The 14,357-nt window shown below is 30.7% G+C and carries 19 protein-coding genes and 1 other annotated feature; of the genes, 5 read left to right on the forward strand and 14 right to left on the reverse strand.

Going from position 1 to position 14,357, the window contains the following annotated elements; genetic code table 11:
- Positions 1–102 precede the first annotated feature (102 nt).
- Positions 103–438: a helix-turn-helix domain-containing protein gene (locus L3B98_RS13435; protein ID WP_238917068.1), complete on the forward strand. Its 336-nt coding sequence runs from the start codon at positions 103–105 to the stop codon at positions 436–438.
- Between the two features lie 185 nt (positions 439–623).
- On the opposite strand, the gene L3B98_RS13440 is transcribed toward L3B98_RS13435, so the two are convergent.
- From L3B98_RS13440 to L3B98_RS13460, 5 genes are all read right to left on the reverse strand, one after another.
- Complete coding sequence (locus tag L3B98_RS13440; protein WP_238917070.1) at positions 624–1,259, reverse strand: MBL fold metallo-hydrolase; 636 nt, start codon at positions 1,257–1,259, stop codon at positions 624–626.
- An 87-nt stretch (positions 1,260–1,346) separates the two neighbouring features.
- Positions 1,347–1,457 carry a thioredoxin domain-containing protein gene (locus tag L3B98_RS13445; RefSeq protein ID WP_238917072.1) on the reverse strand — a complete coding sequence of 37 codons (111 nt, stop codon included), beginning with the start codon at positions 1,455–1,457 and terminating at the stop codon, positions 1,347–1,349.
- A 124-nt stretch (positions 1,458–1,581) separates the two neighbouring features.
- Entirely contained in the window at positions 1,582–2,529 is a 948-nt protein-coding gene (locus L3B98_RS13450) for an alpha-hydroxy-acid oxidizing protein (RefSeq protein ID WP_238917074.1), read from the reverse strand.
- Between the two features lie 170 nt (positions 2,530–2,699).
- A complete protein-coding gene (locus tag L3B98_RS13455) occupies positions 2,700–3,293 on the reverse strand; it encodes a TetR/AcrR family transcriptional regulator (protein WP_077361805.1) in 594 nt (197 codons plus the stop codon).
- A 201-nt stretch (positions 3,294–3,494) separates the two neighbouring features.
- Positions 3,495–3,665: a hypothetical protein gene (locus tag L3B98_RS13460; RefSeq protein ID WP_238917075.1), complete on the reverse strand. Its 171-nt coding sequence runs from the start codon at positions 3,663–3,665 to the stop codon at positions 3,495–3,497.
- A gap of 211 nt (positions 3,666–3,876) precedes the next feature.
- On the opposite strand from L3B98_RS13460, the gene L3B98_RS13465 reads away from it, so the two are divergent.
- The gene (locus L3B98_RS13465) at positions 3,877–4,821 is read left to right on the forward strand and encodes an NAD(P)-dependent oxidoreductase (protein ID WP_238917077.1); all 945 of its coding nucleotides are present in this window, start codon (positions 3,877–3,879) and stop codon (positions 4,819–4,821) included.
- Positions 4,822–5,285: 464 nt separating this feature from the next.
- On the opposite strand, the gene L3B98_RS13470 is transcribed toward L3B98_RS13465, so the two are convergent.
- On the reverse strand, positions 5,286–5,678 hold the full coding sequence (locus L3B98_RS13470; protein ID WP_238917078.1) for a MerR family transcriptional regulator: 393 nt from the start codon (positions 5,676–5,678) through the stop codon (positions 5,286–5,288).
- Positions 5,679–5,782: 104 nt separating this feature from the next.
- Here L3B98_RS13470 and L3B98_RS13475 point away from each other — a divergent pair, with 104 nt between their 5' ends.
- Positions 5,783–6,634 carry a patatin-like phospholipase family protein gene (locus tag L3B98_RS13475; protein WP_238917080.1) on the forward strand — a complete coding sequence of 284 codons (852 nt, stop codon included), beginning with the start codon at positions 5,783–5,785 and terminating at the stop codon, positions 6,632–6,634.
- A 131-nt stretch (positions 6,635–6,765) separates the two neighbouring features.
- On the opposite strand, the gene metG is transcribed toward L3B98_RS13475, so the two are convergent.
- Entirely contained in the window at positions 6,766–8,397 is a 1,632-nt protein-coding gene (gene metG / locus L3B98_RS13480) for a methionine--tRNA ligase (protein WP_238917081.1), read from the reverse strand.
- Between the two features lie 65 nt (positions 8,398–8,462).
- Positions 8,463–8,725, reverse strand: a binding site (T-box leader).
- Positions 8,726–8,858: 133 nt separating this feature from the next.
- Positions 8,859–9,428, reverse strand: coding sequence for a TetR family transcriptional regulator (locus L3B98_RS13485; protein ID WP_238917083.1), 570 nt, complete (start codon positions 9,426–9,428; stop codon positions 8,859–8,861).
- 156 nt (positions 9,429–9,584) lie between these two features.
- Here L3B98_RS13485 and L3B98_RS13490 point away from each other — a divergent pair, with 156 nt between their 5' ends.
- Entirely contained in the window at positions 9,585–10,094 is a 510-nt protein-coding gene (locus L3B98_RS13490) for an HXXEE domain-containing protein (protein WP_238917084.1), read from the forward strand.
- A 36-nt stretch (positions 10,095–10,130) separates the two neighbouring features.
- Here the strand turns inward: L3B98_RS13490 and L3B98_RS13495 are convergent, their stop codons facing one another.
- From L3B98_RS13495 to L3B98_RS13510, 4 genes are all read right to left on the reverse strand, one after another.
- On the reverse strand, positions 10,131–10,385 hold the full coding sequence (locus L3B98_RS13495) for a hypothetical protein (RefSeq protein ID WP_238917085.1): 255 nt from the start codon (positions 10,383–10,385) through the stop codon (positions 10,131–10,133).
- A 67-nt stretch (positions 10,386–10,452) separates the two neighbouring features.
- Entirely contained in the window at positions 10,453–10,758 is a 306-nt protein-coding gene (locus L3B98_RS13500) for a DUF960 family protein (RefSeq protein ID WP_238917087.1), read from the reverse strand.
- Between the two features lie 144 nt (positions 10,759–10,902).
- Positions 10,903–11,178, reverse strand: coding sequence for a hypothetical protein (locus tag L3B98_RS13505; RefSeq protein ID WP_238917088.1), 276 nt, complete (start codon positions 11,176–11,178; stop codon positions 10,903–10,905).
- A 5-nt stretch (positions 11,179–11,183) separates the two neighbouring features.
- Positions 11,184–11,531 (reverse strand): hypothetical protein, encoded by a 348-nt coding sequence (locus L3B98_RS13510; protein WP_238917090.1) that lies wholly within the window; start codon positions 11,529–11,531, stop codon positions 11,184–11,186.
- A gap of 490 nt (positions 11,532–12,021) precedes the next feature.
- Between L3B98_RS13510 and L3B98_RS13515 the strand changes: the two genes are divergently transcribed.
- Positions 12,022–13,011 (forward strand): glycoside hydrolase family 18 protein, encoded by a 990-nt coding sequence (locus tag L3B98_RS13515; protein ID WP_238917091.1) that lies wholly within the window; start codon positions 12,022–12,024, stop codon positions 13,009–13,011.
- 332 nt (positions 13,012–13,343) lie between these two features.
- Here L3B98_RS13515 and L3B98_RS13520 read toward each other — a convergent pair whose 3' ends face one another.
- Positions 13,344–13,883 carry a flavin reductase family protein gene (locus L3B98_RS13520; RefSeq protein WP_015391926.1) on the reverse strand — a complete coding sequence of 180 codons (540 nt, stop codon included), beginning with the start codon at positions 13,881–13,883 and terminating at the stop codon, positions 13,344–13,346.
- Positions 13,884–14,165: 282 nt separating this feature from the next.
- Positions 14,166–14,318 carry a hypothetical protein gene (locus L3B98_RS13525; RefSeq protein ID WP_238917093.1) on the reverse strand — a complete coding sequence of 51 codons (153 nt, stop codon included), beginning with the start codon at positions 14,316–14,318 and terminating at the stop codon, positions 14,166–14,168.
- Between the last annotated feature and the right edge of the window lie 39 nt (positions 14,319–14,357).

A 14,357-nucleotide genomic window follows, 5' to 3' on the forward strand; every position in this document is an offset into this window, starting at 1 on the left:
TATTATAATAATTTCATTGCTAATTTTTCGCAAGACGGAACTTTTAGGTTTTATACTTACCCAAAAGTAAGTATTAGATTTTTAGTATAGGAGGTAATTTAGATGGACATGTCGTTTCCATGTCCAATAGAAGTCACTGTAAATCTTATAGGTGATAAATGGAAGGTTCTCATCATGAGAAATTTACTGCCGCTAGGTACACAAAGGTTCGCTGAGCTTGATAAAGGTATTAATGGCATAAGTCAAAAGATGCTTACACAACAGTTACGCAAGCTAGAAACTGATGGGTTGATTTTTAGAAAAGTATATGCTGAAGTTCCTCCTAGAGTAGAATACTCGCTTACGGAATTTGGCCTCAGTTTAAAGCCTATCTTTGACGCTTTGCATATGTGGGGTACAAATTATATTCAAAGTGATAGTTATAAAGAAGTGAAGTAATCAAAATTGTTTTGACTACTTCACTTTTTTTATGTAAAGATTTATTATATTCTAATATATATTATTTCTCTGTTATTAACTACAATCACAATTACTTTGCAGATGCAACATTTATCTCTAACACCGTACTTATTGCCAGGTACTTAAACATAATAATTCGCTTTTCCTAGTGGCGTTCCAGCCAGTTAAATTTTAACACATGGGCCATGACCAGTAGCCACAAATTTAGGATTAAATTTTACTAAATCCTGCTGAAGTTGTACTCTTTGCTGAGGGTCTGATATTTGCTGTGGTGTAATATTATCTATTTCTGTTTGCCAATTACCTTCTATTACTATACCATGTGCGTTTCCAAATCTGAACACTAAATCACTGCTGAAGAATATTTCATGCTTGTTTTCCATGAGCAATAATCCTCCCCAAAGATGCATTTCAGATGGGTAATTGATGAATTCAAGCTCATAATCATTACAAACCAGCTTTTCTCCCGGTTTTTTAATTATTATATCGTTTGTAATACCGAAACCGCTTAGCTGTCTTGCCGTAACTTCTGAACAGATTGGCTTAGCTTCAGGAAAATACTTCAGTATTAGTGATAAACCTCCACATTCATCTGATTCAAAGTGTGAAATAAAAATATATTTTAGTGTTCTTCCAGCAAGAACCTCTTTCATCTTAGGAATCAAAGCTTTAGCTTCCTGTGCACTGCCTGTATGAATCAATATAGATTCATCAGCTAATAAAAGATACTGATGAAATGTAAGATCAATAGGCGCTGCATAAGAACTAAACTGTTGTAAATCTTCATAAATGCTTGACATTTGTTTACATCCTCCTATTAATAACTTGAACTTGAATATTTTTAGAACACATTCTAGTTCATGTTCCATTTATTAGGATAGACTTCTTTAATCATCTTTAAACATGACAATAGTAGGTAAACTTGATATTTGATATTCATTTGCTAAATCTAAAGTTTGATCTACATCAACTTTTGATAATTCTAATTTTAAATTCATGCTATTTCCTCCTGTTTTTAAATTTTACTGCAATACTATTGTCTTGATCTTTGTATTTTCATAATACATCCAATCCATTTCTAACTTACTGAATTTTTCACTTGATATAACATGAATTATCCTCTTAAAACCATAGAACTTCTGGATCAATATTATTTACATCCACAGACCCAGTTAAACTCATAGCTCTTTGCAATTCTGTGCTTGTCCCATTTATAATTTTTGCAACCCCTTCTGCTCCTTCAGCTGCTAAACCTGCCATTACTGTACGTCCTAGTAATACACCATTTGCTCCTAAAGCTAGAGCCTTAAATACATCGGTTCCTCTAATTATTCCACTATCAACTATTATAGGAATTCTTCCTCCAATTACCTTTGCGATGCGTGGGAGAATTTTTAGCGGTGGTACTGCATAATCTAAAAGATTTCCTCCATGATGAGATACTACTATAGCCGCCGCTCCAGCTTCTAAAGCTTTTTCTGCATCTCTTTCACTTAAAATTCCTTTTAAAATAAATGGTAATTTTGTCGACTGAATATAACTTTTGATCTCTTCTAAAGTTTTAGGCCCCATAAGCTCTGGCCTAATTAAACTATCTTTTCTTTTACCTCCAAAGGAAAAGATAATATCCATGCCCACTGCAAATGCTCCAGCTTTTTCAGCTTGAGATATTTTTTCGAATATAAGCTCGCTATCCTTATATGGTTTAATTATCTTTATAGTTTTTGCACCAGTTTCAATAATATCCTTAAGCTCCTCTTCTTTTCCAATGCCTACCCACATTGCAGTTCCAGCTGCTGCAGCTCCTTTTGCCACCTCTACCATAGGATTAGAACATATTCCTCCTAATCCTGATAATGGAGCTACCATAATAGGTGTATTAAAAGTTTCTCCAAAAAGTTTCATTTCTGTTGAAGCTTCTTTAGAATCTATGACACGAGATTCAATCATAATTGAATCTAAATAATTCCTTGTAAGCTCTGAAACCTTACCTGTTTCCGCTGAGACTTCTATATCTATACCTTTTTCCTTTAATTTGTTATTTCCTTCTATTAATAACTTTCCAATCATCTTTATACCTCCATCATAATATAATTTTGCTATTTGCATATTGCAGCATGCTCTTTAATAATTTAGTTCAAGTCATTCTCTTTACGCTTTTTCAAGGTAGATTCTAATATTCTTCCTATTTTATATGCATTAAAACGAGCTTCCCTTTTATCTTTAAAATGTAGTGGAATCTAACGATGAACCTTTATAAAATTATTAACCATATCTTTAGCTAAATCAGCCATATTTTCTAAAACTTTAATATCCTGTTTATTTTTCATAATCAGAATTCCTCCTTCAAGCATTGCTACAATTCCTTGCGCTAACTTTTGAGCTTCAAAAGATTCTATTGATTTAGCTGATTTTATCATTTCCTCTAAAACTAATTTTAGTTTTTCTATCCAAATGTCAAATACTTTCTGTATTCTTTGACGAAATTCCTCATCATGTTCACTCATTTCAGCAGCAAAGTTACCAAATATGCAGCCACATTTGGTCTCTCTAGCTCGATGGCGTTGAATAACCCACTCTAACATTTCATTAAATCTTACTTCTGGGCTCTTTTTAGAGCTTAATATATTTTCAAACAATTCTTCATTGAAGGATTCAAAAAAATAATCTATCACAGCTAAGCCCAATTCATGTTTAGAAGAAAAATAGTGATAGAACTGCCCTTTTCCAATTTGGCCTGCCTCTAAAATATCACTAAGTGCTGTATTTTCATATCCTTTAGATCTCATTAATGCTGATGATGCTTCTACGATTTCCTTACGTTTATCAGACAAATTATCTCCTCCTTTTACCTACCAGTTGGTACAATTTAATATTATATTACTAATGTAGTACTGTCAAGTTTAAATTAGTTGGTCATCTTAATACAATTTCTTCTTTATATATCTTGTTAATGAATTATTCTTCCTCAGTTCATCCATTTTGTAATTAGTCATTTACTGAATTTATTCAATATAAATGAAATATAATTTTATTTATTTGTATATACACCTTATCCCATTAGGATTAAAACATTTATTACAAGAAATACATCGTGGTTTTTCTCTATTTCCATTTTCCCATCTTTTGATTAAGTCTGGCTCAGAAGATGATCCATTTCCTCCACTTACTTCAATAGCATCAATACCTGCTTTTTCAAGAATCATTACAATTATATGTCTTTTAATAAAAATAAATCCAAATATGATATAGTCAAAATAGATATTTTTTTAATATAACAAAACAAATGCCATCAAAAAAGGGGTATTATATTTATGTCAAAAAAATATAAACTAGATTTTACATCATTAAAGAAAATTGCAAACATCAAATGGATTTTCTTCGAAATAGGTATAGAGCATGAAAGGTGGTTTAAAAATGAAAATTCTTATAGTCGGATATTTTACTGAGACCTCAAAATCAAATATTGTAGGGCATTTTCCGGAAGACTGGGACATTGTAATTGTCCAGCCCGGAAAAGAAATGTTGCATCATATTGAAGATTGTCAGGTACTCATACCTGAACATATTAAAGTGGACCGCAGTCTGCTTTCTATAGCAAAAAAATTAAAGTTGGTACAGACGGGTGCAGGATTTGATAATGTAGATATAGATGCCTGCACGCAGTACGGCGTTTGGGCGGCCAATGCTGCGGGAGTGAATGCACAGGCAGTTGCCGAACATGTAATGGCGATGATATTGTCTTATTATAAAAACATACCGTTTCTTGATGCTTTCATGAAAAACAAGATAGATGAAAATGAATTGCAGTATACAGGTAGTGAATTAAAAGGCAAAACCATCGGGATTATAGGCTTTGGCTCCGTCGGTAAAAAAGTAACTGAGTTTTGCAGGGTTTTTGATATGAATGTTCTGGTTTATGCTAGAAATCCCGTTGTACAATCTGACGCTTTTGTAAAAATGACGGATTTCGATACTCTTGTAGGCGCATCGGACATAGTAAGTGTACATCTATCCTTGAATCAGCAAACCAAACAACTGATCAACAAAGAGGTATTCAAGAAAATGAAGAATACTGCCCTTTTTATCAATACAGCCCGCGGTAGTATTGTCAATGAAAGAGACTTGATAGATACATTAAAAAACAGGGGCATTTCAGGCGCATGCCTTGATGTGTTTGAATCTGAACCGTTACCAATTGACAGTGAACTCCGAAATCTGAGCAATGTGATACTTACTCCTCATACAGCCGGCTTGCCTGATGGTCTCAAATTCCATAAAAAAAGATATGATTTCTTTGTGAATAATATAAAGCGTGTAGAGAATGGTGAAGAGCCTGAAAGCAAGCTCAATCAGTTATAGTTTTGCTGCAATAAAAATGAGAGATCCCTATTCTACTTTGTATATGAGTGTTATATATTGAAAAGTAGATGGAATTATATAGAGTGATAGTTATAAAAGCTATAAGGCATTGATGCTTTATAGCTTTTAAATGTGAAATTCGTATAATGTTCACCAACTACTATGAAATAATAACAGTCTACATTTTGGAATTTGTATCCATAATTTGGCCTGTCTTTACATATATCTCGGCTGTACCCGTATTATCTGATTTCAGTCAATTTATCACTCACTTATGATACGGTTCACCATATCAGTAACAAGTGATACTCTTTTTTCTCACTTAATATAACAAAATATTTTATTTAAAATAAAAAACGTACCTAAGAAATACTTCTTATCATAATACTGTTAACTGTTTAATAAAATAGAAATAGAACGTAGCAAATCTACAGCGTTATCAGCTTTTCGAGAAACTATCAAAACTAATTTTTATCTTTATTGATAAACCCTTCAGTTAATCTGAATTTTAAATTCAATTTGTTTTTCAACATCTTTTTTAATCTAATTTCCGTTTTATTTAAATTTTCTTTTTGTTCTTCTACTTCCTTTATCTTCTTTTGTAAGAGTTCAATCTTTGTATCAATTGAAAATGTATTTTCATTACTTTTTTCTATCTCTTTGATCTCTCTTAAAGAAAAGCCCACAGAATGAACTGTTTTTATCATTAATAGATACTCAATTATATCTACAGAATAATTCCTATAATTATTTGTTTCCCTACTAATATATTTTTCGGGAATCAAGCCTTCCTTTTCATAAAATCTAATAGTAGATATAGACAACCCGGTTTTTTTTGACACTTCATTTATTTTCATAAAACACCTCACTAATTCCTCTTGACTCTAAACCTTACTTCATAGTTTATACTATATCTAAACCCTTTACTAGTTAATACAATAAAGAAATGGAGAGTATTATCATGCAAAACATTAATAAAAAAACACGAGCTGTAGTATTAGGTGGCGGCGGAGTAACTGGAATTGCTTGGGAGACTGGTATAATTGCAGCCTTACTACAAGAAGGAATTGCTTTAGCAGACGCAGATGTTATAATTGGAACTTCTGCTGGTTCGTTTGTTGGATCCGCATTAGGAAGTGACTACGATATGAAAAAATTTTATGAGTCTCAACTCATCCCAAATACATCTGAAGTGAATGCATCTGTTAGCTCTGAGCTTATGATGTTATGGCTTCAAGCGTTTCAAGATGGTAAAGATAATAAAAAAGAAATAGGAAGGATATTTGGAGATATTGCAAAAAAATATCCTCCAAAGACATCAGTAGAAGAACGTAAATTAGCAGTTAAATCAAGACTTACCACAAGTATCTGGCCTTCAAAGTTAAAGGTCACTGCAATAAATTCAGAAACTGGAAATCTCCATGTACTTGATAAAGATTCAGGAACAGCTCTAATAAATGCAGTAACTGCAAGTGGTGCAGTTCCAGGACTCTGGCCATTAGTGAACTTTAATGGAATAGATTGGATTGATGGAGGAATGGTTTCAACTACAAATGCACATTTAGCAGCTTCTTATGATAAAGTTGTAGTTTTATCGCCTATGCCCCAAAAGCATGGTCTAGTTCCAAGCGTTGAAGAAGATGTTGCTGAAATGCAAAAAAGCTCATCTGTTTCCCTTATTGTACCTAATAAAGATAGTATTTTAGCAATAGGAAAAAATCCTTATGACCCAACTCATACTCCAGCATCTGCAAAGGCTGGATTTAATCAAGGAATAAAAGAAGCAGAAGCTATTTATGAAATATGGGCATAATAAAGAATCAGGACCACCCGTAAAATGAAGGTGGTATTCACAATACAATTAAAAATGACTCTTACTACTATGGTAAGAGTCATTTTTTGTAAATTTAAAGATTATATATATATCCTTATTATAATATATATTTAATTTTTACAGTTCACCAACCTATTTTTCTCTTCTTCTATTATCTTCTTATCAAGTCTTTCAAATAATATTGTAACTTCCTCTATTGAAACACCATACCTCGGCTCAACAGTTTCCCATCTATCCCCACTAATACCTAACCATGCTTTTATCTTCCCTGAAGATTCTGGCAAAAAAGGTGATAATAAGTTTGCTAAATTTGCTATTGAATAAATACAATTATATATTGTATTACCACAAACCTCCAAATTATCTTTTACTGTAATCCATGGTGCATTTTCATCAAAATATTTATTGATACTTCTTATAAATTCAAAAACTTTCTCAAGTGCAACTTTTAAGTTTCCTTGTTCAATATGATTTCCTATAACATTATATAAACTACTTATTTCTTCTTTTATATTAATAGCTACTTCTCCATTAGGAATTTTACTATTAAAATATTTTTTAGCAAAAACTAAAGTTCTATTAACTAAATTGCCATATGCCCCCAATAATTCACCATTATTGCTATTCACAAATTCTCTCCAAGAAAAATCGGTATCTCTTTTTTCTGGTGCATTAATTAAGAAAAAATATCTTAACGCATCTGGGTTGTAACATTCTATTATATCTGGCACCCATACGGCCCAGCTATTACTTGTTGATATTTTTTTACCCTCCAATGTTAAATATTCACTGGATATTATCCTATCTGGTAACTTATTATATCCTATGCCCTTTATTAATGCTGGTAAAATTATGGAGTGAAATGGTATATTATCTTTACCATGTACATAATATGAAGTAGCATTTTCTTCCCAAAACTCTTTATAGGATTTTTTATTTTCTAATGCCCATTTTTTACTCATTGTAAAATATCCTAATACAGCATCTATCCATACATAAACCTTTTTATCTCTAAATTGTTGTATGGGTATATCTATTCCTAATGATAAGTCTCTTGATATAGCCCTATCACATAACCCTTCATTTAGGTATCTTTCTGTATTATTTACTGCATTAACTCTCCAATTACTTTGAGTTTTATCTAGGTTTTCTTTAATAGTGTTTTGAAACTTAGATAAAGCGAAGTATAACTGTTTTGTATTCTTTACTATTGGTGTATTGTTGCACAACTTACATTTTCTTTCTGAAAGTTCTAATGGCTCTAGTAAAGTGCCACAATTATCACATTGGTCTCCTCTTGCAATTGAATTACATTTTGGACACACTCCTTCAACATATCTATCTGGTAAAAACTGATTACAATGTTGACAGTATATTTGCTCTACTTCCTTTTCATAAATTAATCCTTTATTGTATAGTAAGACTATAGCTTCTTGTACATCCTTCTTATGAAATTCATCATCTGTTCTACCATAATAATCATATGAAAAATTTAACCTTTCAAAACACTTTTTAAATTCTGCATGATATTTATCGGCTATATCCTTTGGCGATATACCTTCTTTCTTTGCTCTTATTGATATAGGAGTTCCATGACAATCACTCCCTGAAACATATAATACATTATCTCCCTTCACCCTATAATATCTTGCTAATACATCTCCTGGTAATAATGCAGCTATATGGCCAATATGTAATGAACCATTAGCGTATGGCCAAGCCCCTCCAATAAAAATATTCATCTTCTAAATCCTCCTATTTATAATAAAACTTAAATATAAAAAAGCTCCCGTCCTAAGAAATTAATCTTAGGAACGAGAGCTAAACTTCGTGTTACCATCCTATTTCATGCATACCTTACAATATGCACCTCATCAAGTACGTCATATATCATATGATTATACTCTATCACTATAACGGGTGAATCCGTTGCAGCCTTAATTTTTATAATAAAAATCTCGGTACACCGCTCCAAGGCCATTTTCACTTTAATATCCTTTGCTTCCTCTCACCAATGGAAACTCTCTGTATAAGTATTCTTAAAGTTACTTTCCTCTTCATTGCATTTGTAATCATTATACTCTTCTTAATTACCTTGTCAATATATTTCATACAAATTTAGTAAAAGTCTACGTCATTTATGATATGGTTCACCGTATCAGTAGCAAGTGATAACTATTTAATAAGCACAATTACGATATTATTATTGGCATGGATAGTCAAACACTTCTGCCAATTTAAAAAAAATCTGAGTATTACTAGTCAATTCTTCATATCCATCATTTTGCAGGCACCACTTAATTGAAGTCATCACAAGTGATGCATATAACTCTGACAAATAATCTAATATGTCAGAAGACTTTGTATTCTTTGCTTTATACTGGTCATAAAAACTTCTTTTTAAAAAACCAGACATATCATCATATAAATGAATCGTATCTGTATTAATGGTATAAAGAGCTAAAATTTCTTCACGTTTAACAGATAATATATTATATAAAGGCTTTATAAGTATGAGAGCATCTTCTAAATTAGTACATTCAAATCGATTTTTTACACCAGTTATTAGTAAGTTAAAAATCCTATTGCAAAGAGTTTCTGCCAGCTGATATTTATCTGTGTAATGCTTATAGAATGTAGAGCGGTTAATCAAAGCCCTGTCCAATATATCTTGCACTGTTATTTTGTTAAAATCCTTTTGTCCTAGTAAATAAATAAAAGATTCTTCGATATATTTTTTTGTCTTTATAACACGCAAATCATTTTGATTCATCTGTAATTCCCCCATACCATTATTTTAAAGCAGTTTATATAGATAAACAACACTTTATACGATTTTCGTAGTTTAATTATATAAACATTTAAATACTGATGTTTGAAACATTGAAGTAGATGATTAAAATAAATAGTATACAAGGAGGAATGAAAAATGAATGAATTAAAATGGTTTATATGGTTGTTTCCGTTATTATTTATTGTACACGATATGGAAGAAATTATTATGGCAAAGCACTGGTGCAAAAAGAATTTAAAACAATATGTCCGCCTGCCTATAACACCCTTTGGAGGCACAAAAAATACAGCTGGATTCGCAATAGGTGTATTTGAAGAATTGATTTTATGGCTTATAGCTACTATGATTGGCAATATTACTGAATTTTATGGTTTGTGGTACGGTTTGCTCGTGGCAAATATCGTGCATCTAATTTTATTCCATATTATATTATTACCATTGTCCTACCGTCATTATGTTCCCGGTGAAATAACAGCATGGCTGACAGTTATTCCATGCTGGTATATTTTAAAACTTGCCCAAAATATCTTGGGGTACTCTGTTATTGAAATTACTATTTGGGTAACGATAGGGATTGTATTTGCTTTCGTAAATATGAAGATATTGCATAAACACATTAATAAATTGTCTAAATTGGTGGAATGATTATATGTTAATAAAATAGGGGAATAACTTACAACGTTACATCCCCTTAGTAATTCCGTAATTATAAGAATCTGATGAAATACTTAAAAGTTTCTCTTTGTCATAGCCTGTACCACTACAGTATTTTTCTACTCTCTGAAAGCTCGAAAGAAGGTCAAATTCAACAAAGTTTAGCTCCTTCTGTAGTTTCCCTAGGTCAATTTTCGAGGCTGTTTTAATCTCCAATAGAAGCTTTGTTGGATTCCATTGATTGCATATGCTGTCATTGCTAACATTCCAATCTACTCTCATTGTTCCAATTCTTTTTTCTCGTAAATTTCAAATGTTATTCCATTTACTAAATCCTTATCCATTTATATTAATATCCTTCTGCCAAAATAATAGTTGCATAATCTATGCTGTCAATTACATATATCTTTATAACACCAGTAATTTCAATATCTGAAAGTTCTATAGAATACTTTTCTTTATATTTTAGTACTTCCTGCTCATGCTCGATTATTATTTTCTTATTATCCTCTTTTGATATTCTAAAGATTCGCAAATAGTCTACTTCTATTTTCTGCTTTAACTCATCAATTAAATTCCACATGATTAATTGCAATCTTATGTCAATTACTGAATTTACTCCTCTGCTTACATGCCTATTTTCTTTATTAAACATTTTTAATCATCCTATCTTTGAAATTTTTATTACATCTAAGCCTATTTTTATAGTAAAATACTCTTATAGATTTCACCCAAATCTATAAGAAAATCCTAATCACTATTAATTTAGCAATTAGGATTTTTGGTTATTACTAAATTCTTATTTCAACATATCAATGAATTCATCTGAGAATACTTTCTCTTTTATTGCAGGATTAATAAGCTCCAATAGCTGTATCTCACTAAGGTCAAGACTCCTAGGAATATATCTGTCGTTACTTCTGTATAGTGCAAACCTTATCTCTTCTCTATTTTTGCTTTTTACACATATTCTTTCAATACAACTATTATATTCATCATCTTCTATGCTTACTTTATTGTAGATTTTACAATAGCTTGTTTCCTTTATTATTTTAGTTTCAGTTTGCTTTGCCATTTCAATTACAACTCCTTTTCTATTAGAATTTCGTGAAGCTCCTTAGTTGAAAATACTACAATGGAATAGTCGTCGGATAATAGAAAAAGTGATGAATAGTAATCAATACCATCATCACTCTTTATAATATCTGTATATTCTGGAAGTAGTCCTTTTATACTATTAACTTTTATTTCTGCAACATCTTCTTTTGATTCCAATATTGCAATATACCCTCCCATGTCTTCTAGTTCTCTATTTTGGGAATAGCTTTCATCTAATAGTATAATTATTTCTTCTGCCTCTTTTAACATTTCTTTTGAGTATTTCGTTTTTAGTGTTTCTAGTTGTTCTTTTTTATACAAATTTATCATTTTATTACCTCCTCAAAATAGAAAAGGGAATACTCAAAGCTCTTATTGCTCTAAGTATTCCTTTTATTCATTATTATAATATATATCTAAATTATAATTTTAATACAATTTGTTTACTATGCATTAATGTAGTACCTATTTTATTTAAGTTCTAACAACTTATAATTCTTTATTTTTAATATCATTATTATAAAGGAAGTAATTATTCATTTGATGTAATTGCAGCTTGGAGGAAAACAGATAATAATCCAGCAATAAAAAAATTTATTTAAATATTATCTCAGGATTAAAGAAAAGTAAACATTGTAATTAATGAATCTTCTAATTTTGCAAATGCTTAAATTAGTTAAGAGCTAATATATTTAGACTTAATTGGAAAGTGTGGAAACTTAAATGCATATATTTGAAGTAAGTTGAATCAGATTATAATTTAATACTTTACAAATATAACTTATTAATCAAATCATTTTATTAAAATTAGGAGAGAGTCATGAATATAAAAAAAATATCTTCAATGTATTTTCAAAGTTTCACTAAATATAAAGTAGTAGGATATACGTATGGAACTCCAAGCACTATGAATGTATCGGAGTTAACCCATGTTAATTATGCTTTTGGAGACATTATAAATGGTGAGGTTTCAGTTTCAAATAATCAAGATTTATTAAGGCTAGTATCATTTAAATCTAGCAATCCTAATTTAAAGGTTATTCTTTCAGTTGGTGGATGGGGTGCTGAAGGCTTCTCCGATGCAGCCTATTCAGAATTCTCGCGAAATATCTTTGCAAATAGCTGTTTGGATATGGTCAAAACATATCAATTAGATGGAATAGACATTGATTGGGAATATCCTGTGAGTGGTGCTTGTAACTTAATTAAATGCCGTCCACAGGATAAACAAAATTTTACCCTTTTACTTCAAACAATCCGTGATAAGATAGGCAACAGTAAAATACTTAGTATAGCCGCTGGAGCGGGCCAATTCTATGTTGATAACACAGAATTGAATAAAATAGTAAACATATGTGATTATATAAATTTAATGACCTATGATTTTGGTCATAATACTTACAATGCTAATCTTTGTCCTACATCTTCTGCTTATGGGTCAGGACTAAGTTGTGATAAATCCGTAAACATACTCATAAACGCAGGCGTTCCTAGCGCTCAAATTAACCTAGGCATTCCGTTCTTTGGACGTTATGATACCAAATATCTTTCATATGGAGACCTTGTTAATGACTATATAAATAAAAATGGTTGGACTAGATATTGGGACAATCAGGCTAAAGCCGCTTACTTGAAAAATAATAGCTCATTTATAACTTATGAGGATGAACTATCAATAAGCTATAAAACTGAATATATAAACTTAAAAGGACTTGGTGGAGCAATGTTTTGGGAATATAATCAAGATTACAACGGTATTCTTTTGAATAGACTTTGGACAGGCTTAAATAGAGAAATAATTAATCTTTAAAAATTTACTTAGCGTTATATTAAGACCGTTATAAATAATACTTAAAAATAAATATATTTAGCATTCAAATTCAGTAAGTTTATCATTTATTTATGATACGGTTCACCCTTCATCATCCTAAACCCTATTTGAAATTTAAGTATTTTTTATCTAGTCTCATGAAGTTCACATTATAGACATAATATCTTTTGTGTTCTTCTTTCTACCTCTTCCCAAAATAGTATAAGGATAAACTACCTTAATCTTCAAAATAGCTTATCCTTACTATACTACAATATTTTATTACATTCCTTATATCTACCTTGATTTCTTTTCATAAATTTTAAATTTATTTATCTATATGTTTTAAATATTGTACCAACTTTATCCTTTAAATTATAGTACCCTGGATACATCATAATTGTTGGTTTAACCTCAAGGGCATTTGGTGTTCCATTTTCTAGACAGTCTTCATTCGCATATACTGCAACAATTTCCCCAATAAACATAGTAAAATCAAATATAGGAATTGTCTGTATTACTTTACAAAGATAATTTACAGGACATTCTTTTATCATTGGTGCATTTCCTCCATCATCATAAAAAGAATCAAATACATTCGATTTATCTTCTTTATTACCAGAGACGCACCCACAAAGATCAGTCTTATAAATAGATTCGGAGGATGGTATGTTTACACTGAAGAATCCATTTTCCACTACACCCGAAGTTGTATAGTGTGAATTTTTCAATGAAATATACAATACAGGCTTCTCACTTACAACCCCATATGCACCTATTGTGGCATAGTTTGGTTTTCCATTAACCATGGCTCCTGCTAAAACTGTAATAAATGGTCCAAAAGGGATATTTGCTATTTTCTTCTTTATCATATTTTTTCTCCAATCCAATTATTTATTTGTTGCAACAATAATAATTATATGGATAAATTAAAAAAAATATAGACTGTTTCTTTTCTATGAGTTATTATATAGATAGATTACGCCCATAAATAAATAATCTTAGCATCACAATATCAAATAGTTTCATCACATCTTTATTCTCTTTTCATATTTATTTCTTTCATAATAAATAGACTCATATATAGAGATACCCTGCATTATTTACCCAATCAAAAATACTAAAAACAGCTATTAATTTTTACCTACAGTTCTTTATTCTTCTCTCCTCAGCACTAACTCAGATAAAGCAACATAAAAATCCCATTCCTCTTTTGTTTTTGCTTTATTAAATAGTTCCATAAAATCTGTATATGAATATTTTAAAAACTGCTCATATAAACTATTTTCTTCATTTAACTTTTCCATAGAACTTCCTCCAATAAATAATGCTTTTACTATATTATT

The sequence above is a fragment of the Clostridium sp. YIM B02555 genome (genome assembly GCF_022320955.1).
In the GTDB taxonomy this organism is placed as follows: domain Bacteria; phylum Bacillota; class Clostridia; order Clostridiales; family Clostridiaceae; genus Clostridium; species Clostridium saccharoperbutylacetonicum.

What these genes read in the sequence shown, in the direction of transcription:
- L3B98_RS13435 (WP_238917068.1), top strand. Translation starts at nt 103, where the DNA reads ATGGACATGTCGTTTCCATGTCCAATAGAAGTCACTGTAAATCTTATA.
- L3B98_RS13440 (WP_238917070.1), bottom strand. Translation starts at nt 1,259, where the DNA reads ATGTCAAGCATTTATGAAGATTTACAACAGTTTAGTTCTTATGCAGCG.
- L3B98_RS13445 (WP_238917072.1), bottom strand. Translation starts at nt 1,457, where the DNA reads ATGAATTTAAAATTAGAATTATCAAAAGTTGATGTAGATCAAACTTTA.
- L3B98_RS13450 (WP_238917074.1), bottom strand. Translation starts at nt 2,529, where the DNA reads ATGATTGGAAAGTTATTAATAGAAGGAAATAACAAATTAAAGGAAAAA.
- L3B98_RS13460 (WP_238917075.1), bottom strand. Translation starts at nt 3,665, where the DNA reads ATGATTCTTGAAAAAGCAGGTATTGATGCTATTGAAGTAAGTGGAGGA.
- L3B98_RS13465 (WP_238917077.1), top strand. Translation starts at nt 3,877, where the DNA reads ATGAAAATTCTTATAGTCGGATATTTTACTGAGACCTCAAAATCAAAT.
- L3B98_RS13470 (WP_238917078.1), bottom strand. Translation starts at nt 5,678, where the DNA reads ATGAAAATAAATGAAGTGTCAAAAAAAACCGGGTTGTCTATATCTACT.
- L3B98_RS13475 (WP_238917080.1), top strand. Translation starts at nt 5,783, where the DNA reads ATGCAAAACATTAATAAAAAAACACGAGCTGTAGTATTAGGTGGCGGC.
- metG (WP_238917081.1), bottom strand. Translation starts at nt 8,397, where the DNA reads ATGAATATTTTTATTGGAGGGGCTTGGCCATACGCTAATGGTTCATTA.
- L3B98_RS13485 (WP_238917083.1), bottom strand. Translation starts at nt 9,428, where the DNA reads ATGAATCAAAATGATTTGCGTGTTATAAAGACAAAAAAATATATCGAA.
- L3B98_RS13490 (WP_238917084.1), top strand. Translation starts at nt 9,585, where the DNA reads ATGAATGAATTAAAATGGTTTATATGGTTGTTTCCGTTATTATTTATT.
- L3B98_RS13495 (WP_238917085.1), bottom strand. Translation starts at nt 10,385, where the DNA reads ATGAGAGTAGATTGGAATGTTAGCAATGACAGCATATGCAATCAATGG.
- L3B98_RS13500 (WP_238917087.1), bottom strand. Translation starts at nt 10,758, where the DNA reads ATGTTTAATAAAGAAAATAGGCATGTAAGCAGAGGAGTAAATTCAGTA.
- L3B98_RS13505 (WP_238917088.1), bottom strand. Translation starts at nt 11,178, where the DNA reads ATGGCAAAGCAAACTGAAACTAAAATAATAAAGGAAACAAGCTATTGT.
- L3B98_RS13510 (WP_238917090.1), bottom strand. Translation starts at nt 11,531, where the DNA reads ATGATAAATTTGTATAAAAAAGAACAACTAGAAACACTAAAAACGAAA.
- L3B98_RS13515 (WP_238917091.1), top strand. Translation starts at nt 12,022, where the DNA reads ATGAATATAAAAAAAATATCTTCAATGTATTTTCAAAGTTTCACTAAA.
- L3B98_RS13520 (WP_015391926.1), bottom strand. Translation starts at nt 13,883, where the DNA reads ATGATAAAGAAGAAAATAGCAAATATCCCTTTTGGACCATTTATTACA.
- L3B98_RS13525 (WP_238917093.1), bottom strand. Translation starts at nt 14,318, where the DNA reads ATGGAAAAGTTAAATGAAGAAAATAGTTTATATGAGCAGTTTTTAAAA.